General features: G+C 37.7%; 14 protein-coding genes and 2 pseudogenes. 10 read left to right on the top strand and 6 right to left on the bottom strand.

What is annotated here, in order from left to right; genetic code table 11:
- Positions 1 to 364 (top strand): IS1 family transposase (locus FXV91_RS18590; RefSeq protein WP_229392286.1); only part of this gene is annotated, 364 nt, incomplete at its 5' end.
- An 862-nt stretch (positions 365 to 1,226) separates the two neighbouring features.
- Here FXV91_RS18590 and FXV91_RS18585 read toward each other — a convergent pair.
- The 4 genes from FXV91_RS18585 to FXV91_RS18570 form a co-directional block, all read right to left on the bottom strand.
- The gene (locus FXV91_RS18585) at positions 1,227 to 1,781 is read right to left on the bottom strand and encodes a YkgJ family cysteine cluster protein (RefSeq protein WP_229392285.1); all 555 of its coding nucleotides are present in this window, start codon (positions 1,779 to 1,781) and stop codon (positions 1,227 to 1,229) included.
- A gap of 89 nt (positions 1,782 to 1,870) precedes the next feature.
- The gene (locus FXV91_RS18580) at positions 1,871 to 2,230 is read right to left on the bottom strand and encodes a DUF5615 family PIN-like protein (protein ID WP_229392284.1); all 360 of its coding nucleotides are present in this window, start codon (positions 2,228 to 2,230) and stop codon (positions 1,871 to 1,873) included.
- Entirely contained in the window at positions 2,230 to 2,475 is a 246-nt protein-coding gene (locus FXV91_RS18575) for a DUF433 domain-containing protein (protein WP_229392283.1), read from the bottom strand. Before FXV91_RS18575 ends, FXV91_RS18580 begins: the two co-directional genes overlap by 1 nt.
- Positions 2,476 to 3,411: 936 nt before the next feature.
- Positions 3,412 to 4,008 (bottom strand): dihydrofolate reductase family protein, encoded by a 597-nt coding sequence (locus tag FXV91_RS18570; RefSeq protein ID WP_229392282.1) that lies wholly within the window; start codon positions 4,006 to 4,008, stop codon positions 3,412 to 3,414.
- Between the two features lie 983 nt (positions 4,009 to 4,991).
- Here FXV91_RS18570 and FXV91_RS18565 point away from each other — a divergent pair.
- Positions 4,992 to 5,411 carry a hypothetical protein gene (locus FXV91_RS18565; protein WP_229392281.1) on the top strand — a complete coding sequence of 140 codons (420 nt, stop codon included), beginning with the start codon at positions 4,992 to 4,994 and terminating at the stop codon, positions 5,409 to 5,411.
- Positions 5,412 to 5,734: 323 nt separating this feature from the next.
- On the opposite strand, the gene FXV91_RS18560 is transcribed toward FXV91_RS18565, so the two are convergent.
- Entirely contained in the window at positions 5,735 to 6,262 is a 528-nt protein-coding gene (locus FXV91_RS18560; protein ID WP_229392280.1) for a hypothetical protein, read from the bottom strand.
- Positions 6,263 to 6,400: 138 nt separating this feature from the next.
- Between FXV91_RS18560 and FXV91_RS18555 the strand changes: the two genes are divergently transcribed.
- Together FXV91_RS18555 and FXV91_RS18550 are read left to right on the top strand one after the other, a co-directional pair.
- A complete protein-coding gene (locus FXV91_RS18555) occupies positions 6,401 to 6,622 on the top strand; it encodes a hypothetical protein (RefSeq protein WP_255680710.1) in 222 nt (73 codons plus the stop codon).
- A gap of 1,079 nt (positions 6,623 to 7,701) precedes the next feature.
- On the top strand, positions 7,702 to 8,271 hold the full coding sequence (locus FXV91_RS18550) for a DUF234 domain-containing protein (protein ID WP_229392278.1): 570 nt from the start codon (positions 7,702 to 7,704) through the stop codon (positions 8,269 to 8,271).
- A gap of 762 nt (positions 8,272 to 9,033) precedes the next feature.
- On the opposite strand, the gene FXV91_RS18545 is transcribed toward FXV91_RS18550, so the two are convergent.
- Positions 9,034 to 9,624, bottom strand: coding sequence for a nucleoside deaminase (locus FXV91_RS18545; protein WP_229392277.1), 591 nt, complete (start codon positions 9,622 to 9,624; stop codon positions 9,034 to 9,036).
- 597 nt (positions 9,625 to 10,221) lie between these two features.
- Here FXV91_RS18545 and FXV91_RS18540 point away from each other — a divergent pair.
- The 6 genes and pseudogenes from FXV91_RS18540 to FXV91_RS18515 form a co-directional block, all read left to right on the top strand.
- Positions 10,222 to 10,614: pseudogene (locus FXV91_RS18540) on the top strand (IS630 family transposase); the annotation flags it as partial.
- A gap of 111 nt (positions 10,615 to 10,725) precedes the next feature.
- Positions 10,726 to 11,403, top strand: a complete 678-nt coding sequence (locus FXV91_RS18535) for an HAD family hydrolase (protein ID WP_229392275.1) — start codon at positions 10,726 to 10,728, stop codon at positions 11,401 to 11,403.
- Positions 11,404 to 11,603: 200 nt separating this feature from the next.
- Positions 11,604 to 11,945: pseudogene (locus FXV91_RS18530) on the top strand (BREX system Lon protease-like protein BrxL); the annotation flags it as partial.
- An 882-nt stretch (positions 11,946 to 12,827) separates the two neighbouring features.
- Complete coding sequence (locus tag FXV91_RS18525) at positions 12,828 to 13,121, top strand: hypothetical protein (protein WP_229392273.1); 294 nt, start codon at positions 12,828 to 12,830, stop codon at positions 13,119 to 13,121.
- 866 nt (positions 13,122 to 13,987) lie between these two features.
- Positions 13,988 to 15,553 (top strand): lamin tail domain-containing protein, encoded by a 1,566-nt coding sequence (locus FXV91_RS18520; RefSeq protein ID WP_229392272.1) that lies wholly within the window; start codon positions 13,988 to 13,990, stop codon positions 15,551 to 15,553.
- A 2-nt stretch (positions 15,554 to 15,555) separates the two neighbouring features.
- Positions 15,556 to 15,792, top strand: a complete 237-nt coding sequence (locus FXV91_RS18515) for a DUF3006 domain-containing protein (RefSeq protein ID WP_229392271.1) — start codon at positions 15,556 to 15,558, stop codon at positions 15,790 to 15,792.
- Positions 15,793 to 15,809: the final 17 nt, after the last annotated feature.

The following is a 15,809-nucleotide window of genomic DNA, read 5'->3' as shown; positions in this document are numbered from 1 at the left end:
AGTTGAAACAATTCAATGTATCATTTTTGGAGATCCTAAAGAAATATTCAAAATGCTTGGAACTAATTCGGAGAGTTATATTGGCACTTCATATGCAGAAAGGATAAATCTTACGATCAGGACATCTCTTGCAAGATTTATAAGAAAAGGGATGAATTTCAGTAAAACAATGAAGATGCATCAGAAAGCTTTTGATTTATTCCAGGCATGGTATAACTTTATAAAACCTCATAAGTCCCTAAGATTAGAAATAAACTCTGGAAATAGAAAATGGTTCCAAAGAACCCCAGCAATGGTAGAAGGAATAACCGATCACATATGGACTTTAAAGGAATTACTAACGTTTAGAGTTCCAGTTCAATAACTTGGGGACACGACCAGATATAAAAATGTCTTTTTTCCATTTTCTCACTTAGTTCCTGTGAACAAAACACAAATTTTATTGGGCAGTGCGTGGAGAAACCTGCAAATTTCAGATAACTCAGCCTATTTTTTTTCTTTAACACAACAAATAGGTTCTTATTTTTACTTTTTCGCAGAATTGGGAGAAAATACCTAATTCTCAATTAATTTTAAATTTGGTTAGGAGACCATTCCTTTGGCGTAAACAAGGCATGAGAGGTCCTTAAGCTTGTAACATATTTTTCAACATCGAAATTATTAGCGTTATCTGCACTGAATATTGGGACGGGATAGGGGCTCATCCCCAAGATAATGAATCTTAAAGAGAAATAATTTTTAGGATTGAACAATCTATTTCTTGTAATAAATTCTTGAGAGTAATGTGCTTAAAAATTATGAAAGAATGATATAACAGTAATTTGGAGAGAAATAAGACGAAAATAAACATATGGTTCGTGATTGCCTCGTTGAGTTATATTGCAGCAATTGGTTTTATTATTGCATATTTTATCGGTGGATACTTTCCCTATATAGCTATAGCTATGATGTGGGCGTGTATAGGAGGTCTGGATATGATACTTGGTATACACAGCAGGAGAAAAGAAAAATAATAGATAAACGAGCTGATCCCAAAACTCAAAATTACTCTTACGAACTTCGAATTTGGAATAGTCAATCGAGGTTCGGATCATCAAAATAGTTCTAGATATAGGAATGAAAATGGTTTTGGGATGGGCTCAAACTTTAATTTGGTATAACGCCACGCAGTATACTCCCTCGCATAAAGGAGTATATTTTATGCAAAAAAAGGAAACGAATAATGATTACTTCCTTTCAAGAAATTCAATGAACGAATCTAAATTATGCTCTTTCATTTGAATACAAAAATCATTATTTTTGTCTATGTTTTTATACTGTTCGTACACGGCATTTAATTTACTATACATTGTTGAGTTTACCAATTTATACCACTGTGCATAATCTTGAATTATGTTAACGGACATCGGACACAATAACAACGTTAAACCAAATCCTGCTTCCAAATCCTGAAAAATTACAAAAGGAAAATTTCTACATGCTTCCGGCCTATTATCGTATATTCTGCATTTTGAGTTTATCAATAATGGGCACTTCTCAACGGCATTTATTGCTTTATAACATCCTTCTAGCTCTGATTTTATCGCATTCAATTTTAAAATATTCGCACTTTCTTTATCTACATTTTTTAAGATTTTCTCGTATTCTTTTCTATGAAAGTCAATAATATGATGTCTGCAGCAACTCGCATTACATGATTCAGGACAGATATAATGTTTGAGTATGCTTTGAGTTTTTGAGATTAACCAGTCGTATTTTTCAAAACGTTTTCTTTTATCCATAGCATTCACCCAATTGAAAGAAAAAAGAGATGTTAAGTATATAATAGCTATCAATTGCCCTATTTATGAGAACTTAACAAAAAACGTTTTTAATCTCTTTTCAATGACCTTATTCTAATTCTATTCTCTTCAACAACTGCAAAATGTCCTTCCCAATCATCACGTGAATCTATAACTTTTACAAGGGCTTTCGCTATGTAGGCTGAAGAGATCATGGGTATGCGAAAAAGAATAATTCCACGCGCTGGGGGTTGCTTTGTGGAAAAAACCAGCTCTCCGAAGTCTTTGTCGAATGTAACAAGAATACGTTTTTCTCTATGGCCCAGTTCCATAACTTCTATATCAGTGATACCCGGCGATTTTTCTCTTATCCACAGGACGTCGTGTCCACAGGCTCGGAGAGCCCCCACCGCACTCAGAGGAATGTTTTCATTTGCCAGCAGGCGCATCAGTCTACTTCCTGAGAAATCTCGATAGGATAAACCCTTTCTGTCCGGAGCAAATCGCTTGCGTACCCCAAACACGCTTGAATATCTTCATGGGTCAGGTCGGGGTAGTTCCGAAGGATCTCCAACTCAGTCCAGTCATGAGCCAGCAGGTCGATAATAAACTCTACTGCAAGGCGTGTACCTTTGATGATGGGTTTGCCTGTAAGGACTTCTGGGTCAATAACGATATGTTCTCTCCAGTTCATAGATCTCTCCAATGCTTTTTTGACACACAAATCGAATCAGTTGTGAACTTTCAAACGATAAGATATGGTTACTGAGGTCGATTTTTGTTGTTTTCTATCAATTCATTGTTGTTTTTCTATATCAATTTGATATTGTTTTTCTTCAATTTAATATTGTTCTACAACAAAATTTTTGCTTTTTTGATACGCAAACTGAATCAATTGCTAATTTTTCAAATGATGAAAAAGCATATACAGATACTCTCGGAAAAGTTCGGGAAAATGGACTCTGGATGAAGCAGGTGGCGTATGAATAAAGTTATTGACTCTATTTTTCTTCTTTTCTGTCAGTGGCCGCCCGATATCGCTCACTTTGCGAGCATGCGGGCATGGAGGGAAGTTTTATAATGAATTTAAAAAAGAAATTTAGTAACTCCTTGAGAGTCAACAAGGCGCTGCGGGATCTTTATACCTAAAACTCTCCTATTTTCACCGTTGAAATTATTAGCGTTATCTACACCGAACATGGGGTGGAGTAGAGTTCCTCCCAGGATGATGACATCCCAGGATGATGAATCTTAAAGCGAGATAATTTTAGGATTGAACAAATGCTCTTTTAATAATATACTTAAAAAATATCCATGGATAGTTAGAATATCACCCGTTTGTAAGGAGGGATCATTTACTCTTTCTATCCCTCGCCATCAGGCGGAATGCTAGTTTTTTCTTAATACTAGCAAAAAAATTAAAGTTTGCCACGGCGCCAGCTAATTTTCAAAGCTAATTAGCAAAAGCTTAATGCTATATTATTTTTACGTCTTTATATAATTATCTTGAGTGTGTTTTAAATCCAGATCGGTTCTACAACTGGGCAATTGGTTTTCTCCATGCTGTCTTCCACCCGACATTCTATTGATATTCATTATGTATTTCTGTTTTTCCCCTAAGATACATTCCTCAAAAAGATCCTGTCTTAACCTCGCCTGCACGCTCATAATTGGCAATAATGACACCGCTTGGCAACACCTTACCATCGGTTAACTTGAAAGCAGCCGGGATCGTTCCTTCGGCAAATAAGCGCTTTCCTGAGCCAAGTGTCACGGGAAATATTTTTAGCCATAATTCATCAACCAGATCGTGTTTCAAAAGCGTTTGGATGAGGTTGCCGCTGCCATGAACCTGTAATTCAGGCCCATCCTGCGCCTTAAGTTTTTTTATTGCTTCAACTATATCACCTTGCAGCAAAACCGATTTATCCCATGTAAATTGCATGGACTTATGTGAGGCGACATATTTTGTTGCCTGGTTAATCCCAGGACCCTCGTCTTTATGATGTGGCCAATAGGAAGCGAATATCTCATATGTTTTTCTTCCAAGTAGTAAATCAAACGGCTTGCTCATCTGCTCGTACATAACCTTACCTAAAAACTCATCAAAATAAGGAACAGTCCAGCCCCCATATCTGAAACCGCCCGAAATATCTTCCTCGGGTCCGCCGGGAGCCTGCATAATACCATCGAGTGTTATGAAAGATAGAACAACAATTTTTCTCATATTCTTATTTCTCCCTTTGTCGCTAAATGTAATTATTCATATCATCTTTTTCATTTTGAACAACACAGTATTTAGGTGCTCGGATTTTACTCTGTCATTGCCTTCATTTATTATACAAATTCGCCGTTGTGTAACTCGTTGCACTTCTATTAATCCTGCTTCACTTAACATAAATAGGGTGTTTTGAAATTAAAAAGCTGGCTTAGAGCTTATCCGAAAAGTCCTACTACTCTGAACATTGTTATGCGGAAATGAGCACAGAAGCTTAATCCTATTTTTTCTTATCATATTCTCGTAGTTGTGTCCAGTTTTTAGTTTGTTTTTACAGCACATTAGCTTGTATTGCGATTATTTTACTTTTCGGATAGGTTCTAAGAGACTATCTTAAAATTTAATACAAAACATAATTAGTCGTGAGTGTACAATCAAATAAATAGTTCCTCAACACCCGAATGCTCGCAAAGTGAGCGATATCGGGCGGTCACTGGCAAAAAAAGAAGAAAAGTAGAATCGACCAGCTGCCATAAAGAGCGTTTTATTGATGGCGCATCTTAGCAGCATCTGTGCTTATAACCAGGTGAGCAAGCTCGCTTAGTAAACTCAAGGCAGCAATGAAGATTACATGTGTCCAAATTGAAAATGGAAGTTTTATAAAGTAACATTAGAACAGAAACTGCATAAGATTTCTTACTATTCAGTAAAAGAAGATTTTTAATTGCAGGAAGCTAGCCACGAGCTCCCCGCGGACACAAACATAGAGATCTTATTTACAATTAATTATGAGCTACTGTCTATAAAACTTAAAGAATACACTCTTCTGAATATTATTTAAAAATGAGACGTCGTGAAGGAGCTAGACCAAGCTTGTTATTATTTTTCGAAAATGTATCAGTTTTGCAGTGGCTAACTGGAAAAAATAACAAACCCTAAAAACTCAGAAAATGAAATTCTTTCAGATTAAAGGACACAACAAAGGGAAAAAGATGGAACTAAAAGATCTCATCATACTAGTATTCAGCTTCATATCAATAATCTTCGCATTTCTTACCTACAGATTGCATAAAGCGGAATTCAAAAACAAAGAAAGAGAAAAGGAAAAAGATGAGATAGAACGTAGAGTAAAAATTCATGAACTTCTACTAAAACGGATAAAAAATGGAAAACTAGAAAATTTGGAAGAATTCACAGATTCTTCCGATTTTCAAAACGTAGCAAATAGTAATATAAAAAACAAAGTCAATCGATTTTTAAACGATTTTCATCTTACTCCTGAAGAGAGAAGAGCACAATCCATAGAGGGGCAGCTCCAAGAACGTGTCAGATGGAAGAGGAGACAGCTTGCTGAACTCGAAAAAGAGTTATTAAATGAAATTAACAAAGATAGAGCGAAATTGAGATACTAAAAAACGTACAATAGCAATTTGGCTGTGTGCCAATTTTTCTATAAAATTTTTACAAAGCTCCATTTTTGACTTTTATGATCTGCCTGAGCGCTTCAGGCAGAATGCGCTGCTAAACGAGCCAGACGTGGCCACCACCTTCTACGTGGAAGGTACGAAAGGTTACACGGACTATCTGCGTGGATGGGTGTATCCTGTTTTTTGGATATAGTCAGCGAACCCAAACCCGGAAGTAACGAGATGCGTACAGGATGAAAGATTGTTTGTGTTTGCTCCCATTATTGAATTAATTTAAAAGAACCTGTTAATTCGTCAATTGAGGAAAATCAGTGTATCTCTTGCTCATTTTTTATTTCGGTAATTTGTTCGTCTTTTAATCCTGTAAAACCTTCATAGACTACTGTGATTAAGACGAGGAAGAAATATAACATTGGTATTGGTATGTTGAATATTCTACTGTCTGGAAATAATATCATTGGAATAGTTACTGATATTGCGAAAAATGTCATCATCAACCATATAATTGATTTTTTTAGTGTTTTTGCTGGGTCGTTATCGTTTGGGGCGGTGACTGCAACGAATGTTGTGAGCCCTGTCAAACCACACATGGTGAGGAAATAGATGGCTAGGAAGAAGAACAGTCTGATGTTATTTCCCATTTTGCCGTAATCATCGAATTTTATTATTGTGACTGCGTGTACTAGAAGTCCCATTAGTACTCCAGTTAAACCAATAATAGTTGTTATTCGATCTTTGATTAAATCTGGATCTTGTGGTATTGTTGGTTCTTTCCAGTTTCGCAACTCTTCTAAAAATGTTGATTTCTCATGCTTTTTAGGACTTTCAGTAACCACTCAATCACCTTTCTGAACACTACACGATTAACATAACGCACGTCTTCCTAAATTTATCTTTTTATTTTTGCATGCTAACTATTGCACTGGTGACGGGTTTACTTAAGTAAAAAATCTATTTTGTTTGTTTGCTAAAATCTGCTAAAACCTGCTCTTCAAAGGCAACCTAAAACCCAGATTTTGTTAGAAGATGAAAAAATTGTCATTGAAGCTAAGAAAATGAGGGAAAATCTCGAGAGCAAGCAAGTAGGGGATCAATTATTAATTGACATTGCAAAGTATGGAAAGCATCTTGGCTGCAAAACTTTGCTATGTTTTGTCTATGATCTGAAGAAAGAATTGGAAATCCAATTGGTTTAGAAAATGACCTTAATATGATGTCAACAGAAGAATTACAAATCATTGTAAAAAATCGAACAAAAGATACTGGTTAACTCGTCTTATTGTGAGTGAATTTTTGTTTTATTAATTTGATGTATAGTGTATTCTTTTTAAGAAGTAATTAAACAAAGTACATAAATCACATTTATTTGCGGTACTTGTAGTCTGCGGGGTTTGATCTTCGGAATGGCTTCAGAGCTTACTGAAATTTATTCCAGCCCCCGCAGACTACATAGAACCGTTACAATTTATGAAGATATACAGGAATTTTTTTCCATTAATTTTTCAGTAATACATCATATTCAATCGAAAAAGCTGACTGATAGTAATTTCTTAAAAATATAAAAAGAAAAACGGATTTTCTTACCAAGTCAATATTTTTTATACTAACTGTAAGTAAAAAATCTGATGGAAAATCAGCCCGATACATAACAGTATCAGTCGGTCAGAGGTTTCTAACTCAAAGAAAAACTTCTTATTCTTGAAGACCAATTTGGTTGTCACTGTACTTTCCTCATTAAATTACTCAGGAAATGTACTGCCATACATTCTCTGAAAAATATTCATTTTTCTGCAACAATCATATTATAACAAGACTATAAATAGCAATATGTGTCATATGCTACATGCATCATATGACATACATCGATCAGTATGGTTTTTAGTTTTTAATAAATAAGTTTCGTGCCGGTTTCTCTCCGTACCTTATCTCATTGTTTTGATATGTCTAAAAACGGGGCAGTGTCATAAGTTTTGTGCTATGTAGTTTGCAGGGGCTGACCTTCGGACTGGCTTCAGAGCTTACTGAAATTTATCTCAGCTCCCAGACCACACAGAGTCTGTTTTTGCATTCAAATTATTTGTTACAAAATTCACAGATATATTTGTCTAATTTGTCTAATGCCAAGTTTTATCAAAAACCTGTGCATAAACTATAAAAAAAGTTGGGTATTTTTGCTCAACCCCTCTAAAATTAAGTTTTCAAGACTTATTTTTCAATTCTCGACGCCGTAGCCGCAAGAAACACAAAACCTTCCGAGATTGCAAACTATGCAGGTATGGAAGCCCGCCAGATCTACCCCTACCTTGAAAACCTGATCCGCCTTGGCTTCCTTGAGCGCAGAGTCTCTCTCTTTGGAACCTCAAAAAAAGGCATCTACCTGATAAAAGACCATATTTTTGACTTCTGGTTCAATTTTGTTTCCGCAAATAAGGAAGCTATAGAACGGGAAAATTCCAGCCTGACCCCTAACCCCGAAGCACTGGCCATGTATTTTGCCAAAAAGTTCGAACTTTTCGCCGAAAAAGAACTTCTCCCCACCCTCCTCCCCCAGTCCCGGCTCACAGGCCGCTGGTGGCACAAAACCGAAGAAATAGACATCCTTGCCGTAAACGAACCCGAAAACTCAATCACCTTCCTTGAATGCAAATGGCGCATTCTTACCAGATCCGCTGCCGAAAATTTCCTCAAAGCCCTCCGCGAAAAAGCCTCCATCGTCCAGTGGCAAAACGAGACCCGCACCGAGACTTTTGGCCTCCTTGCCAGAAAAATCGAAGGCAAAAAAGCCCTCCGCGAAAAAGGCTATCTGGCCTTTGATCTTGAGGATTTCGAAAAGGCTTTATCGTGAAAACCTTCTTTTGCTATTGAATTTACAAAATACTAATCTGGGTTAGTACTAATTGTAATTAGTATTTCTTCCCTGCGGCGATGAAGGTCGATGTTTCTAAAACTTATTGAATTTACAGAATTGGTAAAAGAACTGATTTTGATTAAAATCTTGCAGACAGCTTTGAAGAAACGTTCTTTGGAAAAACAGGGGAACCATATTCGCTTTTTTAACGTGTCTTGTCACGCTCGACGAAGGAGAGCGGCCTTTCCATAAAATCATACATGAAAAAAATCTATTTTCTGAATGGACAAAATATAATTGAAAGTTGATTCAATTTTTAAGTTCTGGGCTTCAGCTTACAAAATAGAACCGGTTATTTATTTTTCCTTGGTCTGAGCTCTCCCTATATTTCATCCATATTAACTGTTGGCATATCTTCTTTAATTTTGTGTATTACATTTTGGGAGTACCTGTCGTTGTAAGCGTGCTGCATAAATGTTCTTTGTGCTTTAAACAAATCCAAATTCCAGGAGAATGATTATAAATATAATGATTAAAAAAATAATCATTATGCAATTCTACAACCGGCAGAAAGAGCTTAAACTTATGGAACTGCCCGATCAGGGGAAACCATCTTTTCTCGTCATAACTCAGCTGCAGTGATATTGGGATACTAAGCCGGAAGGTTGTAGAATTTTTCTAATAGTAGGAAATGGGAAAACAACTATTTTTGCAATAATCTTACTGAAGTTTTTCTGATACCACAGGACCATACCTTTATTAAGCATAGTCCTTTCGAGCTTTGCGAACAGCAGCCAGGCCTTTCCAATCTTCCATGTCGAGCTCCGGCTTTTCGGTTCGATATTTCGCATACAATGCTATTCCTACAGGGTCTTCAAGGATATCGACTTTGACACCCTTCTCGCGCAGCATCTGTTCGTTGCCCGAGGCGTTAGTAACATCGCCGACGACCACGCGGCCGAATTGGCGCATATATATCAACGTAGCGCAAATGTCGCAGGGGCTGAGCGTTGTGAAAATCGTGGTATCGCTGAAGTCCTGCCGTCCCGCATCGCGTATGGCAGACGTTTCACCGTGGTTGTAAGGGTCGTTATCCTGCACGAGCGTATTATGACCTTTGCCGACAATCCGGCGCGTATTGTTATCGATAATGACGCCACCGATGGGGCAGCCGCCCTCATCATAGCTTTTTTGCGCAAGTAAAACTGCTATATGCATAAAATTGCGGTCGCTCAGTTTAGCAAAGAATTTATCTTCAACCAGCGCAGGAAGACTTTTCGTGGGCAAGTGGGCGATGACATTAAGTGCCTCTTCCGTAACAGGCGTGTCCTGTGTAATGAAGTGTCTCATAAGCTCTCCTTTTCAAATCACTCTAGCATTATTTTCAGCATCGCTAAAAAATTTAAAACTGGTTAATTTTAATACTGTTTATCATATGAAATCACATTAAAGATATTAAAGTAAATTCTTGTTGATCATTATAAACTTTTTTATTTACACATTGAATAACAAATTTACATAACTTTAATTTTATGGTTAAATTGTTTTCTTTTATCCTCGAATAAAAGAGAAATCGAACTCATCTTTAACGGAAAAAAATAGTGAAGTGTGAAATTATATGTTGCCTTTTTTAAAATAGAGAGTTTAGAGGAGCCCGATCCAAGAAAAGAATAAAGCTACAATCAACACTCTTTGACTCCTGTATGGGCAGTAGGGGACTTCAACTCAAAGGCTGGACAAATAAACTAATTTGGAGTGATAACAAACTGATAATAAGCAGTTTGAAAACAAAATGACAATAAGCAATTTGAAAACAAAATGACAATAAGCAATTTGAAAAATGGCCTCATTAGAAAAGAAATAGAGCAAATAGTGGAATAAGATTAATTTATATTGATCTACCATTTGATGTTGGTGCTGATTTTTCAATGAAAATATGAATACAGAAAAAATGGAACTCTTTCGCTATTAGCTGAAATCGATTTGATATCAGGAAGAATTCATTATAAAGTATTTGAAAGGCATAGAAGCTGGGAATTCGTACAATTCCTTAAAGAACTTGAGTTAATTTATCCAAGAGAAAAAATCAAAATTCTGACGGATAATCACAAAATACATACCTCAATAGAAACTCGAGAACACCTGGAAAGTGCTCCTGATAAATTTGAATTTGTATTCACACCCAAACATGCTTCGTGGTTGAATATAATTGAAAGTTTTTTCAGTAAAATGACAAGAAGCATGTTGAGAGGAATAAGAGTAGACTCAGTAAACGAATTAAGGGAAAGAATCAGTCGATATATAAACCAGATTAATGAAAATCAGTCACTTTTGCCTTGAAACATTAAGTTGAAGAAAGGGACGAAATGCCTGGAGGAATTACAATCTAAAAGAAAAAGGAATTAATTAGAAATCGATAATCTAGAATTAAAATCATGGGGAGTGAGGTTTATGAAAATAAAAATAAAATACATTGTTTCAGACCTTAATGGAACTCTTGTGGATGCTATGCCAATTTACACCAGAGTCTTCTGCGATATAGTGAAACAATATACGGGAATTGAATCACCTAATATAGCTGCATATTCCATTGCCGCAACAGGCACACCGTGGGATGAACAGTTTTCTCATATTTTGGAATACCACAAACTGCCTAAAGATGCAGTCCCAAAACTGATGGACGAATTCTGTAACATTATTTATAGTGAAACATATTCAATGTTTCCGAAAGCAGAAGAGCTTTTAAAATTATTCAAAGCCAAAGGCTACAAGGTGTTCATCACTTCTGGTAGTGGTACCGGACCGATGATGAAGCGTCTTTATGAAGCTGGTATTTTCCCTTACATTGATTGTTTATTAGGGTTCGATATTTATAAAAAAGGTCCAAAGCATATTGAAATGCTCGCTGAAAAAGAAGGTTTATCTTTAAAACAGTTTGCGTTGCAGTCAGTCTATTTTGGAGACGGACCAGGTGATATGCGACTTGCTAAGAACGCAGGACTTTTCGCTATAGGAGTGGCTCAGACGGTAGATCCAGAGATTCTAAAAGAAGCCGGTGCTGATCTGGTGCTTGCAAAAATCGGCGATGCACTGGAAATAGACTGGGAGAAGATGGATATAAGGATCTGAAGATCATTTTATTAACAATCCATGACAGCAACCTTTTACATAAAATTTTGTTCTTTCTCTGTTTTTCTCTATAGGTCAATCTCAGGCTCATTTTTGGCTACGAATGAAGTCACTCGATTTTGAAAAAAGGTCATAATTTCACAACAACTTTTAGGCTCTTCGTTGTTTTATATGGATTGAAAAGAATTTTCCAGTTAAGAAGTGATAAAGCCTTTTTCAACAGGACGCACTACTACATCCCTGGCTGGGAAATTCCAAAGTTCAGGCCTGAACACTTTACGGACAGGTACGGATTCATAGTTGACTGTATTTCAGAATTCTTCCGGGAAATGAGGAAGCGATCCTACGCCGATAATATAAACAGGTTCTTTAAACTCGGAAACAACCTGAACCAGCGTGATGTGATTGCCGTTAAAAAGACCTTCTCAGGCCTTATGAAACTCATCTACCCGGATGAGAATATCACCAGAGAGCAGGCACAGGAGATCCTTGAGTACGCTCTCGTAGGAAGAAGGCGTGTGAAAGAGCAGCTGAAAAAAATAGAAAAAATATCTCAAGCCATCCAGTCCAAATTAGTGGATATTATTTATCCCAGATAACTTTTACAGAATCTCTAATAAACGCCTTTTTATGTATCCCTTCAACCAGCATCACAAGTATCCGATTTCAACTAATGTGCTTTATAACCTGAAGTGGTGTCCGTAAACCGCCTTCGATAAAACCCTGAAAGTCCGAATAAGCTTCCCCGCATATATGGACGTTCTTGTTTGAGAGCGATGCACCATATAGTGAGAATGCGATTAACTCTTTTATTGCCTCTTCAACATGGAATCCGGCTTTCTAGATATGGCAACCAGCTTCAAAGGGCCTCCAGCTCCAATCTCTACAAAGGGTTCCCGGCTCCAGTCCCTGATGCCGAAACAGCTTATTAATTTAGCCTCTATTTCTTTAGCGTCTTTATTATTAGGATTTGATCGTATAATACTGAAGGTAGCCTTCACCAGGTCGTTGATCGAGATTCAACTTTGCTTTCAGGTGCTCTTTTTGCTGTACAAATGGTGTCCAGTAATACATGCTGAGCTGGTCACTATGAAACCTCCAGTGCAAATCATTATAAAATTCCTTAACATTCCTGGCTGACTCCAGACTTTCACAGTATTCCTTAATTCAAAATGCTTTCGAAACCTTTAAACCTCAGAAAAAACCATATTTAAATAGCTGTTACAGGCGCTATCCTTGAAAAATGAGGATTTGAAGGTATCATTGAATTCAGATAAATACATCTGTATTTTAAACTGGGCTGAATTCAGAAAGATGTGTCTGCATTTTTAATAAATGTTATAGCCATTTTCGTGACTATTTCAAATCTAAAGTTCAGTGTGACGCAGTGGATTACCTGCTTGTCGTACAAAGGAGTTAGAATCATGCATGACGCAAAACTGATAAAAGTAATTGCAGAATATCTCGCTAAATGCGCAGAAATACATGCAAGAGGCGAATCAATACCGCCAGAAAGTCTGGAAGGTTTTACGATTGATGTTGTGAGCTGCCTGGATGTGATTGGCATCGGTGATATTGGTAAAGAGTTAATCCCACTCAAGAAAGCACGTGCAACGATCAGACTTGCAAGGCGTGAGTTTGAGTGGCAGTGTGACAACGTAGAGCATCCCGAAGACTGGGAAACCTGCCTGCGGAATGCAATCTCAGGACATGTATGAAACCTTTTGAGATTTTGCCTGAAAACACCTCAAAATCGCGGCTAACATTTCAGGCACTATTCTCGGGAAAATAAGGATTGAATGCTTTCTACATCTGTTCGAGAATCTGCAGATAAATACATTTCATAAGGTTTCGTACATTCAAATTGAACTATCCATACTCTTTTTTGTGTCATAGTAAGTCAAATTTTGGCGGTGTCTCGGATTTATTGTAAATTCGAACCAAATTTTATGTACAGAACCGAATTCGGTTCTCTGGATGTAGATTTCTTCTCCTAGTGTCCTAAGATTTTTGATTTTGCAGGAAATTTGGCAGCTTCCAAAAAATATATCTTAAAAGCTGGATAACCAGTAAAAAACGCAAGCTGAATATCTATAAACCTTATCTGAAACAGAAATTCATTTTCCAAACAAAAGAATAAAAATAAAAAAGGTAAAAAATAAAAAAGGTAAAAAATAAAAAGAGTAATTCACCAATAAACCTTATAACTTTTAACCGTCCCCATAATCGACCATTTATAATAAGGAGCATATAGAGAAGGCGGAGTTAACGGTTTTCCAACTATCAAGCTTACCAGCTTATCGAAACTACCTTCCTGGACTTAACTTGACAGACTATAATTTTTTATTTCCTTAGTTTTTGAATTCTCATATGGGTCAATCCCCGATATAGAATTTTGCCCTTAATCCTGTTTATGGTGTACCCTGGTGGCTTACCCGCAACAGAATTCCTGAGATACACTGTCGCAAATAATCGCACATTTTTGGCAAATAACCCTAATTTTGAAAGTGTAAGTGGAATATAAAAAGGCAGTTTAATATAAAATCCACTTATATTGTTTAGCTAAAAATATGGTGTGATCGAATTGACGAAATCAGGAAAAACATTCGGAAGCGGATTATCGCGCTGGATTTTCGGTTTAATATTTGTTTTAATAATTATCGCTGTAATAAACTTAGGAATAAAGGACGTTCCGCTCGCTGAAGAGCCCCAGCAAACCACACCGCAGGTAGGAGAAACAGACCTGATTGAGGCTCAGGTTCGGGCTGAAGGAACAGCATCAGGTCAGGACAGCGGGCTTGCAGAAAGTGATTCTAAGGATACCGGGCTTGCAGATGATAATCTTGCAGATGATAATCTTGCAGATGATAATCCTGCACATGATAATCTTGCAGACAACAGTCCTGCTGCAGGTGAAAACCCGGCTGATGAAAACCTGACGGTTCATTTTCTCGATGTTGGCCAGGGAGATTCGATTCTCTTGAAATATAATGGAAAAGCTATGCTCATAGATGCAGGCGAAAGAAACCAGGGGTCAGGGGTTTCAGCATATCTTCACGAAAATGACATCTCCAGCATTGATTATGTTGTTGCAACTCACCCTCATTCGGACCATATAGGCGGCATGGGTGAGGTACTCAACAGCTTCCAGGTTGGGCTTTTCATTGACAGTGGCTTTCCGCACACCTCAAAAACATATGAAAACATGCTGATCACCATTGATGAGAAAGATATTCCTTTTGATGTAGCTGAAAAAGGAGAAGAAATAGAATTTGACCCTGCTGTTGATGTGGAAGTTTTGAATCCAGGCCCCGAATACTCCGATGAACCGAACGAAAACTCCGTGGTCCTTAAAGTAATCTACGGGGAGGTTTCATTCCTGCTTATGGGTGATGCGGGGCTTGAGACTGAAGAAAAACTCATAGACTCCGGGCACGACCTAGACTCTGATATTCTCAAAGTCGGGCACCATGCCAGCGGGTCCGGCAGTGGAGAAACCTTTATTTCTGCTGTAAGTCCCGAAATAAGCGTAATCGAGGTAGGCTCAGGTAATGACTACGGGCATCCCCATACAGAAGTTATTGAAAGGTTACAGAAAGCTTCCATGGTTTACAGAACCGATCTTGACGGCTCAATTGTAGTTACAACAGACGGATCTACTTATACAGTAACTGCTCAGAAAACCGAATCTGGAGGTGGAGTGACCAGAACCGAGCCTGCTGAAAGCGGGGCTGACAGTTCTTTGATGATGACTGAAACCGCACCAGAAGGAACCAAGTCAAAAGAAGCTGGATTAGAAGATTCCGAACCCGAAGAAGACGAAGCGAGTGGAATATTCAGTTCCGCAGAATCAGTCGTCTATGTTAGCGACCTGAGCCTGCAGGATGAATGGGTAGAGATCACAAACAAAGGGTCCTCTCCTGTTTCGTTAAAAGGCTGGAAGATTGAAGATGAAGGCAGCAAACATACCTACACCTTTACGTCTTACACACTGGATTCTCAGGCCACTGTAATTCTATATACAGGAAAGGGTATGGATACAGCTACTGAAATATACTGGGGATCAGGAAACCCTATCTGGAACAACGATGGGGACACGGCGTCTCTCTATGACAGCAGCGGAAAGCTGGTGGCTGTACTGGAGAGGTGACGATGGGAAATTTCAAAGTTACTCTCGACAGGATAGAAGGCAGTACCGTGGTGCTGCTTTTAAGGGAAGAGGAGTCAATAAAACTCAGTATCCCTCTTTTTTTACTGCCTCCGGAGAGCAAAGAGGGTGATATCCTGAATCTCAGCATTAACAGAGATGTTCAGGAGACAGAAGCAGCTAAAGAAAGAGTGTCATCTTTGCTTGATAAACTTAAAAATAAGAATAAAGGGACTGAATGAAACTATCTTTCTCCTTC

The sequence above is a fragment of the Methanosarcina sp. DH2 genome (genome assembly GCF_020804225.1).
Lineage (GTDB): Archaea > Halobacteriota > Methanosarcinia > Methanosarcinales > Methanosarcinaceae > Methanosarcina.
This window is presented reverse-complemented; position numbering and strand designations above follow the sequence as displayed.